Annotated in this window: 22 protein-coding genes; 21 read left to right on the top strand and 1 reads right to left on the bottom strand. The window is 44.6% G+C overall.

All coding sequences use genetic code 11. The annotated features are described in order from the left end of the window. Nucleotides 1-111 precede the first annotated feature (111 nt). Nucleotides 112-1149: a zinc-binding dehydrogenase gene (locus RYK49_RS08220; protein ID WP_314831558.1), complete on the top strand. Its 1038-nt coding sequence runs from the start codon at nt 112-114 to the stop codon at nt 1147-1149. Between the two features lie 92 nt (nt 1150-1241). On the opposite strand, the gene RYK49_RS08215 is transcribed toward RYK49_RS08220, so the two are convergent. Further along, on the bottom strand, nt 1242-1967 hold the full coding sequence (locus RYK49_RS08215; RefSeq protein ID WP_314831559.1) for a hypothetical protein: 726 nt from the start codon (nt 1965-1967) through the stop codon (nt 1242-1244). Between the two features lie 109 nt (nt 1968-2076). Here RYK49_RS08215 and RYK49_RS08210 point away from each other — a divergent pair, with 109 nt between their 5' ends. The 20 genes from RYK49_RS08210 to pstA all read left to right on the top strand — a co-directional run bounded on the left by RYK49_RS08210 (nt 2077) and on the right by pstA (nt 20336). Continuing rightward, nucleotides 2077-2685 (top strand): TetR/AcrR family transcriptional regulator, encoded by a 609-nt coding sequence (locus tag RYK49_RS08210; protein ID WP_314831560.1) that lies wholly within the window; start codon nt 2077-2079, stop codon nt 2683-2685. A gap of 68 nt (nt 2686-2753) precedes the next feature. After that, nucleotides 2754-3815, top strand: a complete 1062-nt coding sequence (locus tag RYK49_RS08205) for an ABC transporter permease (RefSeq protein ID WP_314831561.1) — start codon at nt 2754-2756, stop codon at nt 3813-3815. Further along, nucleotides 3816-4481 carry an ABC transporter ATP-binding protein gene (locus RYK49_RS08200; RefSeq protein ID WP_125435544.1) on the top strand — a complete coding sequence of 222 codons (666 nt, stop codon included), beginning with the start codon at nt 3816-3818 and terminating at the stop codon, nt 4479-4481. Nucleotides 4482-4532: 51 nt separating this feature from the next. Continuing rightward, a complete protein-coding gene (locus RYK49_RS08195) occupies nt 4533-4949 on the top strand; it encodes a GNAT family N-acetyltransferase (RefSeq protein ID WP_314831562.1) in 417 nt (138 codons plus the stop codon). Between the two features lie 328 nt (nt 4950-5277). Further along, nucleotides 5278-5889, top strand: coding sequence for a TetR/AcrR family transcriptional regulator (locus tag RYK49_RS08190; RefSeq protein ID WP_314831382.1), 612 nt, complete (start codon nt 5278-5280; stop codon nt 5887-5889). Nucleotides 5890-5907: 18 nt separating this feature from the next. Continuing rightward, on the top strand, nt 5908-7674 hold the full coding sequence (locus tag RYK49_RS08185; RefSeq protein WP_314831381.1) for an ABC transporter ATP-binding protein: 1767 nt from the start codon (nt 5908-5910) through the stop codon (nt 7672-7674). Continuing rightward, nucleotides 7667-9400 carry an ABC transporter ATP-binding protein gene (locus RYK49_RS08180; RefSeq protein WP_314831380.1) on the top strand — a complete coding sequence of 578 codons (1734 nt, stop codon included), beginning with the start codon at nt 7667-7669 and terminating at the stop codon, nt 9398-9400. Before RYK49_RS08185 ends, RYK49_RS08180 begins: the two co-directional genes overlap by 8 nt. A gap of 107 nt (nt 9401-9507) precedes the next feature. After that, nucleotides 9508-9930, top strand: a complete 423-nt coding sequence (locus tag RYK49_RS08175; RefSeq protein ID WP_314831379.1) for a hypothetical protein — start codon at nt 9508-9510, stop codon at nt 9928-9930. Between the two features lie 30 nt (nt 9931-9960). Further along, entirely contained in the window at nt 9961-11232 is a 1272-nt protein-coding gene (locus RYK49_RS08170) for a DUF2130 domain-containing protein (RefSeq protein ID WP_314831378.1), read from the top strand. 9 nt (nt 11233-11241) lie between these two features. Then, nucleotides 11242-11667, top strand: coding sequence for a GNAT family N-acetyltransferase (locus RYK49_RS08165; RefSeq protein ID WP_314831377.1), 426 nt, complete (start codon nt 11242-11244; stop codon nt 11665-11667). Further along, a complete protein-coding gene (locus tag RYK49_RS08160) occupies nt 11648-12445 on the top strand; it encodes a hypothetical protein (RefSeq protein ID WP_314831376.1) in 798 nt (265 codons plus the stop codon). Before RYK49_RS08165 ends, RYK49_RS08160 begins: the two co-directional genes overlap by 20 nt. Nucleotides 12446-12620: 175 nt before the next feature. Continuing rightward, nucleotides 12621-13499: a tRNA pseudouridine(55) synthase TruB gene (gene truB / locus RYK49_RS08155; RefSeq protein WP_314831375.1), complete on the top strand. Its 879-nt coding sequence runs from the start codon at nt 12621-12623 to the stop codon at nt 13497-13499. Nucleotides 13500-13746: 247 nt separating this feature from the next. Next, nucleotides 13747-14676 (top strand): bifunctional riboflavin kinase/FAD synthetase, encoded by a 930-nt coding sequence (locus tag RYK49_RS08150; protein ID WP_314831374.1) that lies wholly within the window; start codon nt 13747-13749, stop codon nt 14674-14676. Between the two features lie 111 nt (nt 14677-14787). Further along, complete coding sequence (locus RYK49_RS08145; RefSeq protein WP_125435728.1) at nt 14788-15189, top strand: Spx/MgsR family RNA polymerase-binding regulatory protein; 402 nt, start codon at nt 14788-14790, stop codon at nt 15187-15189. Nucleotides 15190-15191: 2 nt separating this feature from the next. Continuing rightward, nucleotides 15192-15470, top strand: a complete 279-nt coding sequence (locus RYK49_RS08140; protein ID WP_002915437.1) for a UPF0223 family protein — start codon at nt 15192-15194, stop codon at nt 15468-15470. Next, nucleotides 15460-16230 carry an inositol monophosphatase family protein gene (locus RYK49_RS08135; protein WP_314831373.1) on the top strand — a complete coding sequence of 257 codons (771 nt, stop codon included), beginning with the start codon at nt 15460-15462 and terminating at the stop codon, nt 16228-16230. Before RYK49_RS08140 ends, RYK49_RS08135 begins: the two co-directional genes overlap by 11 nt. Next, a complete protein-coding gene (locus tag RYK49_RS08130; protein WP_314831372.1) occupies nt 16231-17535 on the top strand; it encodes an RsmF rRNA methyltransferase first C-terminal domain-containing protein in 1305 nt (434 codons plus the stop codon). A gap of 131 nt (nt 17536-17666) precedes the next feature. Further along, nucleotides 17667-18548 carry a phosphate ABC transporter substrate-binding protein PstS family protein gene (locus tag RYK49_RS08125; RefSeq protein WP_002919210.1) on the top strand — a complete coding sequence of 294 codons (882 nt, stop codon included), beginning with the start codon at nt 17667-17669 and terminating at the stop codon, nt 18546-18548. Continuing rightward, entirely contained in the window at nt 18545-19462 is a 918-nt protein-coding gene (gene pstC / locus RYK49_RS08120; protein ID WP_125435734.1) for a phosphate ABC transporter permease subunit PstC, read from the top strand. Before RYK49_RS08125 ends, pstC begins: the two co-directional genes overlap by 4 nt. Then, nucleotides 19452-20336, top strand: a complete 885-nt coding sequence (gene pstA / locus RYK49_RS08115; protein ID WP_002895770.1) for a phosphate ABC transporter permease PstA — start codon at nt 19452-19454, stop codon at nt 20334-20336. The genes pstC and pstA overlap by 11 nt, the downstream gene beginning before the upstream one ends. The last annotated feature ends 4 nt before the right edge of the window (nt 20337-20340 follow it).

Below are 20340 nucleotides of genomic sequence, written 5' to 3'. Positions count from 1 at the left end.
GGAGTTTCCTTTTTTATAAGAATTTTATCTTAAATGATGTCAAAAATTTGACTTGAAGGGTGCTCTAAGTTGTATAATAGTTACTATAAAGATATCAAAGGAGAAGAAACGATGAAATTGGCAGTTTATACAAAAGCAGGTCAAGTAGGGCTCGCTGACATTGATCGTCCGCAAATCATTGAGGCAGATGATGCCATTATTCGGATTGTTCGGACCTGTGTCTGTGGTTCTGACCTATGGCGCTACCGCAGTCCAGATATTGAAGCAGGCCATCAAAATAGTGGGCATGAAGCGATTGGAATTGTCGAGGAAATTGGCGATGCAGTAACGACTGTTAAACCTGGCGATTTTGTTATTGCGCCATTTACTCATGGATGCGGGCAATGTGATGCCTGCCAGGCAGGATTTGATGGCACTTGTGATTCTCATATTGGGAATAACTGGTCAGACGGGGTGCAAGCAGAATATATGCGCTTCGAATTTGCTAACTGGGCTCTTATCAAAATTCCGGGTCAGCCTTCTGATTATACAGAAGGGATGCTCAAATCACTCTTGACACTGGCTGATGTCATGCCAACTGGCTATCATGCTGCACGTGTGGCAGATGTCAAGCCTGGTGATAAGGTGGTCGTGATTGGTGATGGAGCTGTTGGACAATGCGCTGTGATTGCTGCTAAAATGCGTGGTGCTTCCCAAATCGTTCTTATGAGTCGTCACGAAGATCGACAAAAGATGGCCTTGGAATCAGGTGCGACAGCTGTTGTTGCAGAACGTGGCGAAGAAGGAATTGCCAAGGTCCGTGAGATTCTTGGTGGTGGTGCAGATGCAGCTCTGGAATGTGTCGGAACAGAAGCAGCTGTTGATCAAGCTCTGGGAGTCCTGCACAACGGTGGCCGCTTAGGATTTGTCGGTGTGCCTCACTATAATAACCGAGCTCTCGGTTCTACCTTTGCTCAAAATATTACAGTGGCAGGCGGTGCGGCCTCTGTCACGAATTACGACAAGCAAATCTTGCTCAAGGCAGTTCTTGATGGTAATATTAATCCAGGCAAGGTCTTTACTTCGAGCTACAAACTAGAAGATATTGATAAAGCTTATAAAGACATGGATGAACGCAAGACCATTAAGTCTATGATTGTCTTTGATTAAATGTAGATGAAAAACAGCCTTGCTGCGGTCTCTTTAAGATGGCAGTAGGCTGTTTTTGTATGGCTTGATAGGTATTTTTTAGGAAAGGAAATTCATTCTTTATGCTCTCTGCACCAAATTATCCACCTTGACCATTCCGCGGCCAGGTGGAGCTGGTGTTCTTTGATAAGGCTGTCTGGACAAAGGCTGGGAAATTCGACGCAGAATCGGGCTTCTAGTCCTTTTTCTGTGTCGCGAAACTGATGGCGAATTCCACCGATATTGCAACCGTTCACTAGACTGGCGGCACCGACAGTTTGGAAGGGATAAGACGCATCACGAGGCTCCTCTATCTCAGCTTCACAATCAAGCTTAAGAAAAAACTGTGTTGGCAGTGGGCTGTTTCCTGCAGTCTCAATGACTTCAAGTTTGCTGCCGTGGGGCTGCAAGGCATAATGGTCTGGACAGGCACCAAGATTGACGCTTTTATGAGCATCTGTTTTTTCTAGCATCAACTTTTCTAGCTTTTTACTGAAAGAAGCAGCAGTCAATCCACTTGCAAAAATCGTTACAACAGCTCTTTTTCTTGGTTTCTTGGACCATTTGGCTGCCCATTTCATCAAATATTGGCTCCATTTGAGTTTGGTTCCAATTTTATGGATTAGCTCCTCGTATGTCAGCTTCATTTTTGCTTCCAGTAGGGCTTGGTCTAAAATCTCCGTGTTGTCAGTATTCGGCAGCTGTAGATTAAGTATCTTAGCTGCTTTATGGATTCTCTGCTTCCGCCATTGCTCAATTCTTTCTTGACTGACTTCTTTTTGATTGATCATAATCTTCATTTTTTAATCCTCTTGTTCTTGTCTTCTGCTTATATTTATTATATAGTGGGAGCTGGATGACATACAAGCATCAATTTTAGATAGACTGTTGCATTTTGAGGTGAATGGCATGTATGAGAAAAAAAGAAGAAAGACAGAAAAGCAGATAGAGACTAGCTTGCTGCAGCTGATGAAAGAGCAGACTTTTGAGACTATCAGTATTCGCCAATTGATTGACTTAGCAGAGGTGAATCGCAGTACCTTTTATCGGCATTATCTGGATAAATATGATCTGCTGGAGAAGATAGAAGACCGCTTGCTAGGTGATTTGCAGGTCTATTATCAAGAGGCTCTAGATTCTGCCTGCTTGTTCAAGTTAGAAAAGGATTTTAAAGTGGAAGACTATATTCATGAGAAACAAAATCTTTTTCATTTTTTTGAGCCTTACTTGGAAGACTTGGCCATTCTTTTGGGTCCAAATGGCAGTCCAACTAGTTCGCGGCGGTTGCAGGAAGCTTTGAGGGAGATTTTCTCGCAGAGTATTTCCTTGGCTGATCCACATTTAGAGGATATAGAAGCAGATTTGCTGCTGAATCATCAGGTCGCGTCCTTTATGGGAACCCTGACTTACTGGCTGGCTCATCCTCGCTATAAGGCTCAGCAAATGAGTGATTTTCATGCTAGGGTGACCTCTGTCGGTCTGGCGGGCTTTGTCAGAGAGCATATGCAGGGGGATTGACAGGATAGTTTTTCCAGCTTGCTTCTTGTATGGTATAATAGTCTCGAATATCTCAAAGGAGGATAGCTTTGTTTTTAGCTTTTAAAGAGATTGTCTACAGTCGCGGACGCTATCGTTTAGTGGTTGCTGTGGTCTTTCTCATTACCTATATGGTTTTCTTTTTATCTAGTCTTTCCGTCGGTTTGGCTAGGCTCAATCGCTTGGCTTTGGACCAATGGCAGGCTGAGTCGATCGTCTTGTCGGAGTACGCCAATAAGAATCTGGTTTCTTCGACTCTCAAAGAAGAGGAGTACAGCCGCCTGCTTCAAGGGGACTCAATTGCGGCTTTGGGACAGACGTCAGCAGTGGCCAATTATGAAGATGGGACTGATAAACTCAATGCTCAGGTTTTTGGTCTGTCTTGGGATAGTTTTCTAGCGCCTGACATTATTGAGGGACGTCCTGCTGAGAATGCTTATGAAGTTATTGCGGATAAGCGTCTGCAGCAAAAAGGTGTCAAACTAGGCGACCAGCTTCAGCTTAATGGAAGTGAGCGCCTCTATCAGGTTGTTGGTTTCACAGAGGATAATAGCTTCTTTACACAACCTGTAATTTTTATGGCTCTAGATGATTTCAGGGAATTAAAGTACGGCTCTAGTCAGGTTAAGAATATCAGTGCACTTGTGGTCAAGGATGGTCAGAAGATTGAAGAAGCTGGACTTAGTCAGCTCTCTATGAGTGATTTTATAGAAAATATCCCTGGCTATCAGCCTCAGGTACTGACTTTTTCCTTTATGATTGGGGCCATGGTTCTGATTACATTTTTGGTATTGGGAATTTTCATGTATATTATTACCATCCAAAAGACGCATCTTTACGGTATTATGCGCGCCCAAGGGATTGCCAGTGGGAAGATTATTGCCTCTATTTTTTGGCAGATTTTCATCCTGTCCACTCTGGGAATCAGTTTAGCTGTCTTGGCTCTTTTGGGAACCCAGCTAGTCTTGCCGGCTTCTATGCCTTTTTACAGTGACTGGAGAGCTTATGCTGGATTGATTGTCCTGATTGTTTTCATGTCACTGGCTGGCGGACTCTTGTCCATTCATCGGGTTCTGAAAATTGACCCTATCACAGCAATCGGAGGTGAGTAAATGTCAATCATAGAACTAAAAGGGGTTACAAAAGAATATGGTCAGGGGCATACGCTGGTTCAAGCCCTGAAACCAACTGATTTCCAACTGGAAGCGGGGCAGTTTGTAGCTATTATTGGGCCGTCAGGCTCGGGTAAAACAACCTTTCTGACCTTGCTGGGGCATTTGCAAACTCCCTCAAAAGGACAGATTCTCCTGCATGGGAAAGATACTTCCCAGCTCAAGGAAAAGGAACGAGCAGCCCTGCGTTTCAATGATTTCGGCTTCATTTTGCAGGCTTCCAATCTCATTCCTTTTTTGAAAATCGAAGACCAGTTTCAGTTGATTGACCGCTTATCTAAAAAGGAAAGAACAGAACTAGACAGTCTGATTGAGCTACTAGATCTAAAAGGAACACTCAAGCAGTATCCCAAAGAATTGTCCGGCGGAGAACGGCAGAGAGCTGCTATCGCTAGAGCGCTTTACAATAGCCCAGATATTATCTTGGCTGATGAGCCGACAGCTAGTCTGGATACGGAGCGGGCCAAGCGCGTGGTTCATTTGCTCAAAGAGGTGACCCAGAAATTCCATAAGAGCGTGGTCATGATTACCCATGATACCCGCCTGCTGGACGAGGTTGACAAGGTTTATGAGATGCAAGACGGAGTGCTAACTCAAGTTCGATAAAGCGTTAGAATGGTTTATGCAATCAAACAGAGAAAAAACAAGGAGAGGACTATGATTCATTATAAAATAAATCCTAAGCTAGATTTTGCAGCTGTACTAGATCTCTATGCTTCGGTGGGTTGGAGCAATTACACCAATCGTCCTCAGCAGTTAGAGCAGGCCTTCCATCAGTCCTTATTTGTGATTGCGGCCTATGACGAAGATAAGTTGGTTGGTTTGATCCGAGTGGTCGGAGATGGGCTTACCATTGTCTTTATTCAGGATTTGCTGGTGTATCCACAGTACCAGCGTCAGGGAATTGGCCGAAGCCTTCTTCAGCAGACGTTGGAAAGATTTAAGAATGTTTACCAAATCCAGTTGGCAACGGAGCAATCAGATAAAAATCTAGCTTTTTATCGAGTGCTCGGCTTTCGCCGACAGGAAGATTTCGACTGTACTGGCATGATTTATGCACCTGATAAAAAGTAAAATTCTAGAGAGAGTGGGACAGAAATCGGTAATTCGTTAGAATTCGATTTCGTCGTCCCACCTCCGCACAGTTGAGTAGGGCTGTAAAAGCTGATGAAATCAGCGTAGTAGAGCCCACTCAACCACTGCGTCTTGCTCGACAATCCAAAGACAATTGAGAGGCTAGGACTTTTGTCCCAGCCTCTTTTGTCATGTTTACAAGAAAAAAAGGAATAGAACTAGATCGATGAAAATATTTCTCGGTCTCTTTTGTTTTTCCTTGACAGTTAAATTGTCAGAATTTATAATAAAAGAAGAAAGATGATAACGGTGTTATCGAATTAAAATCATGAAAAAAGAAACAGATGAGTTAAACGAAAAAATCTTGGAAAGCGCAAGGAGTGAGTTCTTGGCTTATGGCTATCAGGATGCTTCACTGCGGAGAATTTGTCGCGCTGCTGGCTTGACAACTGGGGCTCTTTATAAGCGCTATGAGAGTAAGGACAGTCTCTTTACTGCTCTGCTTGAGCCTACTCTGACAGCCTTAGACCAGTATGGACAAGAGCAGAAGCGACGTGACTATGCTTTCCTAGAAGAGGGACACCTGTCTGATATGTGGGCCCATCGCTTGGAAGATCTCCAGTCCCTGATGAGGATTCTCTATGAGCATAAGGATATTATGCAGCTTTTGCTCTTTAAATCTCAGGGATCTTCGCAAGCGGACTTCAGGATGCGTCTGCCTCATTTGGCTGCAGACGAGACTTATCGCTATTTGGAGCTGGCTTACAAAGAGGGGAAGATCAATCATTTGGTCAAACACGAGTTTCTGCGATCGTGCATGACAGCTTATTATACAGCTATATTTGAGCCCTTGGCTCAAGACTGGCCCCAAGAGCAGGCGCTGGAATTTTGCCATTCCATCATGGACTTGTTTGACTGGGGAAGTTTGCTAGGTTTTTGATAGAAAGAAGGACATTCTATGAAGAAAAAATCTGTTCTTGCTTGGATCTGGGACTTTGTTTCCCTTCATAAGATGTATTTTGTGCTCAGTCTAATCTTTGCCTTTGCCTCTGTGCTTTCAGGATTTCTTCCTTATTTCTTTATTGGTGGAATGATTAATCAGCTCTTGGATGGCAATAAAAACTGGGATTTCTACTTGCAGCAGTCAGCTTGGGCAGGTCTGGCCTGGATTGGCTACTGGGGATTTCACGGTATTTCCACCATGCTGTCGCATACGGCTACTTTTAAGATTCTAGCGGAAATGCGGCACCGCTTGACAGATAAGCTGGCTAGGCTACCTTTAGGTACAGTGCTTAGTCAGTCATCAGGCAGTTATAAAAACATTATCGTTGAGCGGGTGGATGCGACCGAAACGACCTTGGCCCACCTGATTCCAGAGTTTACTGCTGGGATTTTTGGTCCGATTATTGTTCTCATTGCCATGCTGGTTATCGATTGGCGACTGACTTTGCTGTCTCTCCTGACTATTCCCATCGTGGCGCTGGCCTATATGCGGATGGTTGCCAATAGCGAAGAAGACTATCAAAATACTCTGGTCAAGACCAAAAAGCTCAATGATACAGCGGTGGAATACATCAATGGGATTGAGGTTATTAAGGTTTTTGGCAAGGAAAAGTTCTCTTACGATAAGTTTGTGACGGCTGCTAGAGAAGGAGCGGACTGCTTTATTGAGTGGATGCGCAAGTTCAATCTGGAGATGGGCATTGTGACTGCTTTTCTGCCATCAGGCTTGCTCTTTCTGCTGCCGGCTGGCTGTTATTTCTATCTGCAAGGTAGCTTGACTGCCGGCAATTTCATTCTGATGATTATTCTTTCGCTCAGTCTTCTGACTCCTCTGATTTTAGTGGCTAGTTACATGGACGATTTACGGAAAATCGGCACTATTTTTGGCCAAGTCATTGATATTTTGGAAAAGCCTGATTTGAAAAGACCTCAGGAGCTGAGAGAACTTCCAAAAGGAAGGGATCTAGTCATGACGGATGTCAGCTTTAGCTATACAGATGAAGAGGAAGTACTGCACGACATTTCGCTAGATATTAAGGCTGGTAGCATCAACGCTTTAGTCGGCCCATCTGGCTCAGGTAAGTCTACAATTGCCAAGCTTCTAGCTTCATTCTGGGATGTCAGTTCTGGTCAGATTACCTATGGTGGCTTGGACATTCGCCAGCTTCCGCTAGACTATTACAGTCAGCAGATTGCTTACGTGACCCAGGATAACTATCTCTTTGATGAGACTATTATGGAAAATATCCGAATGGGAAATCCAGCAGCTTCTGACGAAGAGGTCATCGAAATTGCCCGTCGTTGTGGCTGTTATGACTTTATCATGAACTTGGAAGATGGTTTTGAAACTCAAGTAGGCTCTGGCGGCGGTCATCTATCTGGTGGGGAGCGTCAGCGGATTGCCATCGCCCGTGCCATGCTTAAGGATGCGCCGATTCTTATTTTGGATGAAGCGACTGCTTATACAGATCCGGAAAATGAAGCACGGATTCAGTCCAGTCTAGCTCGTCTGATTGAGGGACGGACTTTGATTGTCATTGCCCACAGGCTGTCTACGATTATGAGTGCAGACCAGATAGTTCTGGTCAATGATGGTCGGATTGAAGCAAGGGGCCGGCATGAAGAATTGCTGGCAACCAGTCCGCTTTATGCTTCCATGTGGCAGGCCCATATTGCTACCAGGGATAATAGTGAGATGGAAGGAGGGCTGACTCATGCTTAATATACTGAAGAAATTCTTTGATTTCTGTACGACAGGGGACCGTAGGAAATTTTATCAATCCATTTATCTGGGCATCATCAAGTCCTTTATCATCGCTCTGCGTATTCCAGCAATTGGCCTAGTTGTTATGGGATTGATTGAGAAGAACCTCTCTATGCAGACTTTCTGGCTGGCTCTGGGAATCATGCTGGTATCCACTGTGCTAAACGTCTGGATTACACTAAAAATCACCATGCTGCAGACGGAAGCGGGCTATCATACCTGTGCTCAGAAGCGGATTGAAATTGCCGAGCACATGCGCTATCTACCCATGGGCTACTTTAATCAAAATAGCTTGGGCAAGATTACCAGTGTCACGACTAATACGCTGGAAGGGCTGTCTGATGTAGCTACCAGAGTGGTTATGATGACTGTGCAGGGCTTTCTGACGACTGGTCTCATCACCGTTTTAGTCTTTCTCTATGATTGGCGGATTGGTCTGGTTCTCTTGGTTGGTCTGGTCCTCTTTCTCCTGCCCAATACCCTCATGCGTTGGCAAGTTGGCAAGGTTTCTGATGACAAGTATCGGGCAGATACGGACCTAGTAGCCGTTGTTTTGGAGTATAGCCAAGGGATTGCTGAAGTTAAGAACTACAATCTGGTCAACCGTTCTGCCAAGAAGCTGTCCAAGGCTATTGAAGGCAAGAGTCAGCTAGATACCAAAATGACACTTGTGACCTCACCTTACATTGCACTCCAGGGCATAGTGACCAAGCTGACCGGTCTCTTTATGGGGCTTTTCTCTATCTACTTTTATCTCAATGGCAGTATGGAGCTGCTAGTAACCATTATGATGATTGTCAGTGGTTTTATGATTTATGAAAATCTAGACGGCGTTGGTTCGTTCTCTTCTCTCCTGCGCATTGTTGATCTGTCGGTTGACATGGTCAATCAAATTTTGGCTATCCAGCCGATGGACATCAGCGGTCAGGATATTGAGCCTAAGAGTAGTCGGATTGATTTGAGGGACGTTAGCTTCTCTTATGGAAATAAGAAAATCATTGACCAAGTTTCCCTCGCCATTCCGGAAAAAACGACAACTGCTCTGGTCGGACCTTCTGGATCAGGCAAAACAACGCTCTGCAACCTCATCGCCCGCTTCTGGGATGTGGATCAGGGAAGTATTAGTTTAGACGGGCATGATGTTAGGGAATACAGCTATGACAGCCTGATTCGTAATTTCAGCTTTGTCTTTCAAAGCGTCTATCTCTTTGAGGATACTATTGCTAATAACATTCGTTTTGGTAAGCCAGAGGCCAGTCAGGAAGAAGTGATAGAGGCTGCCAAGAAAGCTACCTGTCATGACTTTATCCTCTCACTGCCTGATGGCTATGATACCAAGATTGGTGAAGGAGGTGCCTGTCTTTCTGGAGGTGAGCGCCAGCGCATTTCCATCGCTCGGGCTATTATCAAGGATGCACCTATTATCATTCTTGATGAAGCGACAGCCAATGTTGACCCAGAAAACGAAGAAGCCCTCATGCAGGCTATTCAGGCTCTGACTCGCGATAAGACTATCATCATGATTGCCCACCGGCTCAAGACGGTTGAGCATGCAGACCAGATTTTGGTGCTGGATCAAGGCCGCATTGTCGAACAAGGCAAACACCAAGACTTACTAGCTAAACAAGGCATTTACAGTAAGTTTATCCAAGAAAGAAAAACGGCTGCCAGCTGGCGGATATAGCTGGCGGAGTGATAAACTGAAACAGCAGGCCATTGGCTTGCTGTTTTTAATTTCGAGAAAGGATGATATAATAATCGTAAAGATTAACGAGCAGAAGTAGGAGAAAGATGGAAAGAGCAGAGAAGCGGCGTCCTGGCCGGGCCTTTAGTTTGCATGATTTGAGCACTCGGAAGATTTGGCTGGAAAGCAATCATTTGCATGTTCAGTTTGATTATATGATTGATTATAGTCAGGAGGGCGAAAAGTATTATGAAGCTGGCATTTGCTTTGAAAATGTTGAGCTTGATTATTGTCAAATCTACATTTTGGACAGTCAAGAAAATCGGGCATTTACTGGTGTTTACTATCCATTAGAACATTTTCTAAAAGAATATCCGCAATTTATTATTACAATTATTCACGAATATTACAGTGATAAAAAGTGTCTTTGGCAGGGAGAATTATCAATGGGAAATAAGATTTTTCCTTGTCAGCTCCAAATAATGTATGAAGGCTGCATGAACTGTCGGGTCGGAAAAGAAAAAGAATAAAGAGTTTAACTACAGAGAAAGAGGTACCCTATGAATGAAATCAAATGCCCCAACTGCGGGGAGGTTTTTACTGTCAATGAGAGCCAGTACAGTGAGCTTTTGTCGCAGGTTCGAACTGCAGAGTTTGACAAGGAGATTCATGCTCGGATTGAGCAGGAGCTGGCTTTAGCAGAGCAAAAATCCCAGAATGCCCAACAAGCTCTTCTATCCCAGAAAGAGCAGGAAATTAGCAATCTTCAAAGTCAAATTGCTCAGTTTGAGACCCAGCAGGAATTGGCCAAGAAAGAAGTGGAACAGGCAGCCAGTCTGCAGTTACAGGAAAAGGCTAAGGAAGTCCAGCAGCTAGAAAATCAACTGACAACTCTGCGCTTGGAACATGAGAACCAGCTGCAAAAGACCCTGTCTGTTCTAGAAAAAGAGCGAGATGAGGTGAAAAATCGGCTAGTTTTGCAAGAAAAGGAAGCAGCGCTGGCTCAGACCTCGCTCAAAGAGCGCTATGAGGTAGAGCTGCGTCAGAAAGATGAGACCATAGAGTTCTACAAGGATTTCAAGGCCAAGCAGTCCACTAAGATGATTGGCGAGAGTTTGGAACAGCACTGCGAGTACGAGTTTAACAAGAATCGTATGGCTATGTTCCCGCGAGCTGAGTTTGGCAAGGACAATGATGCAAGAACAGGCAGCAAGGGCGACTACATTTACCGCGAGGTAGATGAAAATGGCGTGGAAATCCTCTCCATCATGTTTGAGATGAAAAATGAAGGTGATGAGACAGCGACCAAGAAGAAAAACGAGCATTTCTTCAAAGAGCTAGATAAGGACCGGCGGGAGAAAGGCTGTGAGTATGCTATTCTGGTGACACTTCTTGAGGCTGACAGCGAGCTCTACAATTCGGGTATTGTCGATGTGTCCTATGCCTATGAGAAGATGTATGTTATCCGGCCTCAGTTCTTCTTGCCCATGATTACCCTCCTGCGTAATGCTGCGCTTAACTCTCTCCGGTATAAGCAGGAACTTGCCTTGGTGCGGGAGCAGAATATTGATATTACGCATTTTGAAGAAGATTTGGATGCCTTTAAAGTAGCTTTCGCCAAGAACTATCAGTCTGCTTCGACCAACTTTGGCAAGGCCATCGAGGAGATTGACAAGGCCATCCGCCGTATGGAAGAAATCAAGAAATTTCTGACAACCTCTGAAAACCAGCTGCGCTTAGCAAACAACAAGCTAGACGACGTCTCTGTCAAAAAACTGACACGCAAAAATCCTACCATGAAAGCTAAGTTTGAAGCTTTGAAAGGAGACTAGGAGGCTCCTATGCAGATACGAAAAGCAACCATGAAAGATGCTGAAGCCTTACTGTCTCTATACGAAGACTTGGGCTATCCAACGACTGCTTCTAAGCTGGCTCGACGTTTAAAAATGATTCTCTCTCAGCCGCATTATGGCTGTCTTTTATCTGAAAGAAACGGAGAAATTTTAGGTTTCTTAGGTTATGCAAAGTTTTTCTTTTTTGAAGCAGATGGATCTTACTATCGTATTTTAGCTTTGTCAGTTGCAAAAGAAGCAAGACGACAAGGAATTGCGACAGCTCTGATGGACAAGGTCAAGAAGATAGCTAGTCAAGATGGTGCCAATGATGAACGGTTGGCTGCGCATGCCCAAAATTATGTCTTTCGTCAGACTAGCCTAGCTTTTGCGAGGAACGTAGAGGAGGATGAGCATGGGAAAGAAAAAAGCTAAGACTAGACCAGGAATACCGAAGGAGCCCGACCTCAGCCCTGCTATGCAGGCCCTTTTAGAAGAGGCTTATACCCTGTTTAAGTGCGAATTACACTTTCCTCTGACCCTTTGTACCTGCCCTGTCTGCCTCTCTGAGGAGAATCTCAGAGCTTTGCAAACCACACCTGTCAGGGAACTGAGTGAGGCGTTAATCTATGAATACCTCAATGCGGTGGTTAATAAGAGTGATGACGACTACCAAATCAGGCATTTTCTGCCTCGGATTTTAGAGATGATTGCTCACTACATTGAAATCAGAGTCGATGACTCTCTTAATCTGGATCGGTGTCACTTTGAAAGTGACAGTTGGAAGCCACAGGAGTTAGATTTTATGCGTCGCTTCTCACGTCAGTTTATCCTTGATACTATTAATTTTAGACCCAGTCAAGCTGATGGTGTGGCGGTTTATTTAGTTATGTTTGATCTGGCTGGCCTTGAAACCGACCATCTGCTAGATAGGAGTCTTTGGCTGGAGGAAGCTGATCCCATCAAGGCACTACTTGCTCTGGAGGAGATTTACTACTATTACACAAAGGATTATGCCCACTTTGACTATATTTTTTCGGACAATCCTGCCTTTAACCAGCAGATGACAAATTGGCTGAACAGTCGGGAACTGGCTCAAGGTTTTTTTCCAATATTGGAAAATGTTCTCCTATCGGAGGAAGAAATGGCGTCTACTGAGGACTACCGCCTTGAACAGCTTTATCAGATTTTTGAAAGTCGGATAGAAGCGTGACTATTTCGTTATGTTTTTCTAGTCAATCATTAGCATCCATATAAACTGATGAAATTTTGGGAAAAAATCAAGAACAAAAAGTGACTGCTGATTCAGGCTCAGACCTGTCAAGAATATGATGCAAGAGCAGACAAGGATTTCCAAAAGAGAGTTTTACTATTTAGAAAGTTAACCAATGAACGGAATTATCAACTTAAAAAAAGAAGCGGGCATGACCTCGCACGATGCGGTTTTTAAGCTGCGTAAGATTTTAGGAACCAAGAAGATTGGTCATGGAGGGACCTTGGATCCGGATGTGGTCGGGGTGCTTCCGATTGCAGTCGGCAAGGCGACGCGCTTGGTCGAGTTCATGCAGGAGGAAGGCAAGATCTACGAGGGAGAGATTACGCTAGGCTGCTCAACAACGACAGAGGATGCAAGTGGAGACTTCCTAGAGCGGACGCCGGTGACAGAGCTTTTAGAAGAAGCCCTTATCGATGAGGCGATGGAGTCCATGACTGGTGAGATTCGCCAGATTCCGCCTATGTACTCAGCAGTCAAGGTCAATGGCCGCAAGCTTTATGAGTATGCAAGAGCGGGTCAAGAAGTGGATCGGCCAGAGCGGCAGGTGACCATCTATAGTTTTGAGCGTACCAGTCCGATTTCCTATGAAGATGAGCAAGCCCGCTTTCGTTTTCGAGTCAAGTGCAGCAAGGGGACCTATGTCCGAACCCTGTCTGTTGATTTGGGAACCAAGCTTGGCTTTGCCAGTCACATGTCCCAGCTGACACGGACTTCCTCAGCAGGTATGAGCTTAGATGATGCCTTGACCCTGGATGAAATAGCAGAGCGAGTAGCAGTGGAGGAGTTCTCCTTCCTCCAACCACTCGAATTAGGAATCGGAGATTTAGTGAAGGTTGAGCTTTCTGACGAGCAAGTTGAGGATGTGAGAAATGGCCGTTTTATCAGCTTGGTGTCAGAAGAAGCGGAGCTAGCTGGCTTTTATAAGGAGAAGTTAGTAGCTATTTTGGAAAAGCGGGAAACCGCCTACAAGCCCCGCAAAGTCTTCCTTTAATATCCGCAGTAGAATTGTCAAAAGATTGTTACTCTTTTGTAATATGAAATGTGCGCTTGCATGTTATAATAATTTCATTAAACCTCACAAAAGGACAGCAACTGCACAACTGCTGTCCTTTTGTTTTGCTTTTTTCAGATTTTGGCCAATGCCTTGACTAAGGCAGTAAAATCTTTTTGAATATTTTGCAGTTTCGCGCGGAACGGATATTGTAAAAATAGTAAATGCGTAGTAAAATAGAGGAATGATGATAACCAAGAGAATTATAGATGAAAAAGGGATTGATCAGACAGAAGATACGGTCCTTGTTCTAGGCTATTTCGATGGGCTGCATAAGGGCCATCAGGCACTCTTTGAGAAAGCGCGAGAGATTGCTGATGAGCAAGGTCTCAAGATTGCAGTGATGACCTTCCCAGAGTCGCCTAAACTGGCCTTTGTGCGCTATCAGCCTGAGCTCATGCTGCATCTAGCTAGTCCTGAAGACCGGATGGCGCAGCTGGAAAGTCTGGGTGTTGACTATCTTTACCTGATTGATTTTACTAGCCATTTTGCGGGCAATACAGCTCGGGACTTTTTTGAGAAGTACGTGTCTCGTTTGCGTGCCAAGGCTGTGGTAGCTGGCTTTGACTATCATTTTGGCTCAGACCGCAAAGAGTCACATGAGCTGAGAGATTATTTTAATGGCAAGATTGTTATCGTTCCTTCAGTTAATCTGGATAATCGGAAGATTTCTTCCACTCGGATTCGGGAGACGATTGCTGTCGGAGATATGCTGAAAACTCAAGAGCTGCTGGGCTATCCTCTGTCTACTCGTGGCATTGTGGTTCATGGCAATGCCAGAGGACGGACAATTGGTTATCCAACAGCCAATCTAGCTCCCTTGGATCGAGTCCTGCTCCCAGGAGATGGCGTTTATGTCGCGGATGTTGAGCACAATGGTCAGCGCTATCGCGGTATGGCTAGTGTTGGGAAAAATGTAACTTTTGACGGTGATGAACTTCGTTTTGAGGTTAATATCTTTGATTTTTCTCAGGATATCTATGGTGATACCATTCGGATTTTCTGGCTGGATAAGATTCGCGAGATGGTTAAGTTTGATGGTATTGACAGCTTGATTGCTCAGCTGCAGAGTGATGAACGGATCGCTAGAAGTTGGACTGGTTATCGAAATAGTTGAAAAATTTATATTTTCATGACATTCGGCAGTAATTTTCAAAAAAATATAGTCAAGCCAAATAAAATTTAGTATAATAGAGGTAGTTATTATACAGAATTAGAAGAGAAACGCATGATTACATTATTTTTATCGCCGAGTTGTACTTCTTGCCGTAAGGCGCGTGCTTGGCTGCTAAATCATGAAGTGCCCTTTCAGGAACATAATATCATGACGAGCCCTCTGTCAGCTCCCGAATTGCAACACATTCTTTCTCTGACAGAGAACGGTACAGACGACATTATTTCAACTCGCTCAAAAATTTTTCAGAAATTAGATTTGGATGTGGAGGATTTGTCTATTTCAACTTTGATTCAGTTGATTGAGGATAATCCCAGTCTTTTGCGACGCCCAATTATTTTAGACGGCAAAAGGATGCAAATCGGCTTTAACGAGGATGAAATTCGTGCTTTCCTGCCTCGTAGTTATCGTAAGGAAGAGTTAAGATCCGCAACCATGCGGGCAGATATTCAGTAAAGATGAACAAAAATTATAGTTACCCACTAGATTTATCGTGGAGCACTGAAGAGCTTGCTTCGGTGCTTTCTTTTTTTAATGATGTAGAAGCAGCTTATGAACAGAAAGTCCAAGCGGAAAAGCTCTTGAAGTCCTATGCGGCTTTCAAGCAAGTTGTTCCGAGCAAGGGTCAAGAGAAGCGAATCGGCCGTGACTTTGAAAACGTCAGCGGTTATTCGCTTTATCGTGCTGTTCAAGAGGCAAAAAGTAAAGGTAAAGGAAGCATTTCTCTTGGAAAATAAATTTCATTTTGCTAAAGAAATCATCTACCAAGCTGGTGCTTTTTTGAGAGAACATCTCTATGATGATTTGGATGTGAGTCAAAAGACCAGTGCCACTGACTTGGTCACCCAGATGGACCGGAGGGTTCAGGATGATTTGGTGGCTAAGATTCTAGCCCGCTATCCGCAGGATGCTATTTTAGCAGAGGAAAATGGACTCCGACATAATATTACTGATGGCAATGTCTGGGTGATCGATCCGATTGACGGAACCACCAACTTTATCACTCAGAAGGCTGATTTTGCAGTCATGATTGCCTATTTTGAAGAGGGCATTGGTCGTTTTGGCTTGATTTATGATGTGACTAGAGACCAGCTCTATCATGGTGGCGGAGACTTTGACGTCTATTGTAATGACCGGAAACTTCCTGCTTTTGAGGACCGGCCTTTTCAAGATTTTCTCATGGCTTCTAATGCCGGTATGCTGCAAGCCAATGATTGGGGCTTGGCAGACTTGGCCCGAGAGTGTTTAGGGGTTCGGGTTTATGGCAGTGCTGGGATTAGCTTTAGCAAGGTGCTGTCTGGCGGCCTCTTGGCTTATTTTTCCTACAACTGGCCTTGGGATTATGCGGCGGCTTCGATTATGGCGGAGAAGCTAGGCTTTATCGTCCAGACCTTGGATGGCAGTCGGCTAAATTTCCAGACTCGGCAGCCTGTCATGATGGCGCCTAAGTGCAAACTATTGGCTCTGGCGCCTTATTTAGAAAAGGGGAAGCAGTAGATGGACTTTCCTAAAGGTTTTAAAGAAAAATATGAGCAGATTTTAGGCGGAGAAGCGGCGGACTTTTTTGCGACCTTTGACGAGGAGCCGATTTCGGCCTTTCGCAGCAATCCTCTAAAAGAAGGCCAGCAGAATTTCTCAGATGCCATTCCTCAGACAGACTGGGGCTTTTATGGCAAGGTGTCTGGCAAGTCTGCTGAGCATGTGACTGGTCTGGTTTATTCGCAGGAGCCAGCAGCTCAGATGGTGGCTCAGATAGCAGCGCCATCTAAGGGTATGAAGGTCCTAGATTTAGCTGCAGCACCAGGTGGCAAGTCAACTCATCTTTTATCTTTTTTAGATAATACTGGCCTGCTGGTCTCCAATGAAATCAATAGTAAACGCTCTAAAATCTTAGTGGAGAACATTGAGCGCTTTGGTGCTAGAAATGTGCTTGTTACCAATGAATCTGCTGACCGACTGGCTCAGGTTTTCGAGGGTTATTTTGATTTGATTGTGCTGGATGCCCCTTGTTCGGGGGAGGGCATGTTTCGTAAGCGGCCGGATGCTACCCAGTATTGGACGCCGGATTATCCAGCTCAATGCGCCCAGCTCCAGCGAGAGATTTTAACAGCTGCTATGAGCATGCTTGCTAAGGATGGTCGTCTGGTTTATTCGACCTGTACTTGGGCTCCTGAGGAAAATGAAGACATCGTTGCTTGGTTACTAGAAGAATTTCCACTTGAACTGATTGATATTCCTAAGATAAACGGGATGACTGAAGGAATTGGCTTTTCTGAGACAGCTCGGATGTATCCGCATTGCTTCAAAGGTGAAGGTCAGTTTGCAGCCCATTTTCGCTTTACGGATGAGAATAGCTGCAAGAAGATTAAACCAGGTAAGAATCGTTTGACGAGCGAGCAAAGAAAACTCTGGCAGGACTTTGAGATCAAGCATTTAAAAACAGTCTTGACTGGAGAGCTGCAGACCTTTGGGGACAATCTTTATTTGTTGCCGGCTGGACTGCCAGACCTGTCCAAGCTAAAGATTGCCCGTAACGGTTTGCATCTAGGAACATTTAAGAAGAATCGCTTTGAGCCTAGCTTTGCCCTAGGCTTGGCTATGAAGCCCAGCGAGGTTCTGAAGCGGCTAGAGATTACTGAGCAGGATTTCAAAAAGTATGCGGCTGGCGAGACCGTTGAATTACCAGAATCACAAGCGAATGGCTGGTATCAGCTGGTCCTGGCTGGCAATGGTCTGGGCTTTGCAAAAGTGACTGGAAAAACCCTGAAAAATTATTTTCCAAAAGGCCTGAGATTTAGATAAAATATTAGGAAAAGCTGGTATTATATGATATAGTTGAAGATGTGAAAGTATTGAAAAAAAGCTTCTTTCTGCTAAGTAAGAAATACTAAAGATACTTCCCATCCTCTTGATTTTATTAAAGGAGAAATCTTTTGAACAAATTGAAAAAATTTGCTTTAGCACTGACAGCTCTGGGCTTAGGTCTCAGCTTATCAGCTTGCTCATCATGGATTGACCGCGGTGAATCCATGACAGCGGTGGGCTCAACTGCCCTGCAGCCCTTAGTTGAAGCGGCAGCTGATGACTTTGGCTCCAACAACATCGGTAAAACGGTCAATGTGCAGGGTGGTGGATCTGGTACAGGTCTTTCTCAAGTGCAATCAGGAGCTGTTGAAATTGGGAACTCTGATGTTTTCGCTGAAGAAAAGGAAGGGATCAAGGCATCTGATCTGGTGGACCATAAGGTCGCCGTGGCCGGTATTGCGGTGATTGTCAATAAAGAAGTTGATGTGGATAATCTGACATCCGAGCAGCTGCAGAAAATTTTCACTGGTGAAATCACCAACTGGAAAGAGCTGGGCGGTAAGGACTTGGAGATTTCGATTATCAATCGTGCGGCTAGCTCTGGTTCCCGAGCAACCTTTGACAGTGTCATTATGGATGGGAAATCAGCTGTGCAGAGTCAAGAGCAGGATTCCAACGGTATGGTCAAAAATATTGTTTCGCAAACTCCTGGTGCGATTTCTTACCTGGCCTTTGCCTATGTTGACGAGTCTGTAAAAACCTTGAAACTTAATAACTACGAACCAACAGCAGAAAATGTTGCGACCAATAACTGGTCGCTCTGGTCTTATGAGCATATGTATACACTGGGCAAGCCGACTGGTCTGGCTGCTGAGTTTTTAGACTATATGCTGTCAGATGATGTTCAAAAAGGGGTAGTTACCAGCATGGGCTATATCTCAATCAACGATATGAAAGTCAGCAAGGACGCTGATGGGAATGTCACAGCAATAGAAGGAGATTCAAAATGAAAAATGAGGAATTAACCAAAAAGTTGTTATCGCCTTCTAAGAATTCTCGCTTGGAGAAGTTTGGCCGCTATCTGACTTTTGCTTGTCTGTCACTGATTGTGGTGATTGTGGCTATGATTCTAATCTTCGTTGCTCAGAAAGGTCTATCTACTTTCTTTGTCAACGGCGTTAATGTTTTTGATTTTCTTTTTGGCGGTATCTGGAATCCTTCTGGTAAGGAATTTGGTGCCCTGCCAATGATTTTAGGTTCTTTTATCGTTACCATTCTGTCAGCTCTGATAGCAACTCCCTTTGCAATTGGTGCAGCTGTCTTTATGACAGAGGTTTCTCCAAAAGGAGCCAAGATACTGCAACCTGCGATTGAGCTTTTAGTTGGTATTCCATCTGTTGTTTATGGATTTATCGGTCTGCAAATTGTAGTGCCTTTTGTCCGTACAGTTTTTGGCGGTACTGGTTTTGGGATTTTGTCTGGTATTTTTGTGCTCTTTGTCATGATTTTGCCGACAGTAACCTTTATGACGACGGACAGTTTGCGTGCTGTGCCACGTCATTATCGTGAAGCAAGTCTGGCTATGGGCGCAACGCGCTGGCAGACTATTTGGCGGGTAACACTCAAGGCTGCTCGCTCAGGTATTTTTACAGCTGTGGTCTTTGGAATGGCGCGTGCCTTCGGTGAGGCCTTGGCTATACAGATGGTCGTTGGGAACTCTGCGGTGATTCCAACGTCCCTGACAACACCAGCAGCTACACTGACCTCTGTCTTGACCATGGGAATCGGAAATACCGTTATGGGAACAGTGGACAATAACGTTCTCTGGTCTCTAGCTCTGGTGCTCTTGATGATGAGCTTAGCCTTTAACAGTGTGATTAAACTAATTACAAAAGAAAGAGGTAAGAAAAACTATGCACGCTAAGAAATTAGATAAATTGGCGACTGGTGTTCTCTACACAATAGCGAGTATCATTGTTGCCATCCTTGCCTCTCTCATCCTCTATATCTTGGTTAGAGGTCTGCCTCATGTTTCCTGGTCATTCTTGACAGGGAAATCCTCTTCTTACCAAGCGGGTGGTGGTATTGGGATTCAGCTATACAATTCCTTCTTCCTGCTGGTGATTACTCTGATTATCTCTGTGCCTCTTTCTATGGGGGCTGGAGTTTATCTGTCAGAGTATGCTAAGAAAGGACCAGTGACCAACTTTGTCCGCACCTGTATTGAAATTCTGTCTTCACTACCTTCAGTAGTAGTTGGGCTCTTTGGTTATTTGATCTTTGTTGTCCAGTTTGAGTATGGCTTCTCAATCATTTCTGGTGCCTTGGCTCTGACAGTCTTTAATCTGCCTCAGATGACTCGGAATGTCGAAGACAGCTTACGCCATGTCCACCACACCCAGCGTGAAGCTGGTTTGGCCTTGGGAATTTCTCGCTGGGAAACGGTTCTGCATGTGGTCATCCCAGAAGCTTTGCCTAGTATTGTGACAGGGATTGTCTTGGCTTCCGGTCGTATCTTTGGTGAAGCAGCGGCTTTGATTTATACAGCAGGTCAGTCAGCTCCGGCTCTGGACTGGTCCAACTGGAATATTTTCAGCGTTACCAGCCCTATCTCTATCTTCCGTCAGGCTGAGACCTTGGCCGTCCATATCTGGAAGGTCAACAGCGAGGGAACAATTCCTGATGGAACGGCTGTTTCTGCAGGTTCAGCAGCAGTGCTCCTGATTTTCATTTTGATTTTCAATTTGGGAGCCCGCAAACTGGGCAGCTATCTGCATAAGAAATTAACCTCTGCTTAAAGGA

The organism is uncultured Streptococcus sp. (assembly GCF_963525625.1).
GTDB lineage: Bacteria > Bacillota > Bacilli > Lactobacillales > Streptococcaceae > Streptococcus.
Note: the sequence above shows the minus strand (reverse complement) of the source record. Positions and strands in the feature narration are given on the sequence as shown.

Bases quoted from the DNA above. Each gene is read 5' to 3' on its own strand.
- RYK49_RS08210 (WP_314831560.1), top strand. From the start codon at position 2,077: ATGTATGAGAAAAAAAGAAGAAAGACAGAAAAGCAGATAGAGACTAGC.
- RYK49_RS08195 (WP_314831562.1), top strand. From the start codon at position 4,533: ATGATTCATTATAAAATAAATCCTAAGCTAGATTTTGCAGCTGTACTA.
- RYK49_RS08215 (WP_314831559.1), bottom strand. From the start codon at position 1,967: ATGAAGATTATGATCAATCAAAAAGAAGTCAGTCAAGAAAGAATTGAG.
- RYK49_RS08150 (WP_314831374.1), top strand. From the start codon at position 13,747: ATGATAACCAAGAGAATTATAGATGAAAAAGGGATTGATCAGACAGAA.
- pstC (WP_125435734.1), top strand. From the start codon at position 18,545: ATGAAAAATGAGGAATTAACCAAAAAGTTGTTATCGCCTTCTAAGAAT.
- truB (WP_314831375.1), top strand. From the start codon at position 12,621: ATGAACGGAATTATCAACTTAAAAAAAGAAGCGGGCATGACCTCGCAC.
- RYK49_RS08175 (WP_314831379.1), top strand. From the start codon at position 9,508: ATGGAAAGAGCAGAGAAGCGGCGTCCTGGCCGGGCCTTTAGTTTGCAT.
- RYK49_RS08165 (WP_314831377.1), top strand. From the start codon at position 11,242: ATGCAGATACGAAAAGCAACCATGAAAGATGCTGAAGCCTTACTGTCT.
- RYK49_RS08170 (WP_314831378.1), top strand. From the start codon at position 9,961: ATGAATGAAATCAAATGCCCCAACTGCGGGGAGGTTTTTACTGTCAAT.
- RYK49_RS08190 (WP_314831382.1), top strand. From the start codon at position 5,278: ATGAAAAAAGAAACAGATGAGTTAAACGAAAAAATCTTGGAAAGCGCA.
- RYK49_RS08180 (WP_314831380.1), top strand. From the start codon at position 7,667: ATGCTTAATATACTGAAGAAATTCTTTGATTTCTGTACGACAGGGGAC.
- RYK49_RS08185 (WP_314831381.1), top strand. From the start codon at position 5,908: ATGAAGAAAAAATCTGTTCTTGCTTGGATCTGGGACTTTGTTTCCCTT.
- RYK49_RS08140 (WP_002915437.1), top strand. From the start codon at position 15,192: ATGAACAAAAATTATAGTTACCCACTAGATTTATCGTGGAGCACTGAA.
- RYK49_RS08145 (WP_125435728.1), top strand. From the start codon at position 14,788: ATGATTACATTATTTTTATCGCCGAGTTGTACTTCTTGCCGTAAGGCG.
- RYK49_RS08220 (WP_314831558.1), top strand. From the start codon at position 112: ATGAAATTGGCAGTTTATACAAAAGCAGGTCAAGTAGGGCTCGCTGAC.
- RYK49_RS08200 (WP_125435544.1), top strand. From the start codon at position 3,816: ATGTCAATCATAGAACTAAAAGGGGTTACAAAAGAATATGGTCAGGGG.
- RYK49_RS08130 (WP_314831372.1), top strand. From the start codon at position 16,231: ATGGACTTTCCTAAAGGTTTTAAAGAAAAATATGAGCAGATTTTAGGC.
- RYK49_RS08160 (WP_314831376.1), top strand. From the start codon at position 11,648: ATGGGAAAGAAAAAAGCTAAGACTAGACCAGGAATACCGAAGGAGCCC.
- pstA (WP_002895770.1), top strand. From the start codon at position 19,452: ATGCACGCTAAGAAATTAGATAAATTGGCGACTGGTGTTCTCTACACA.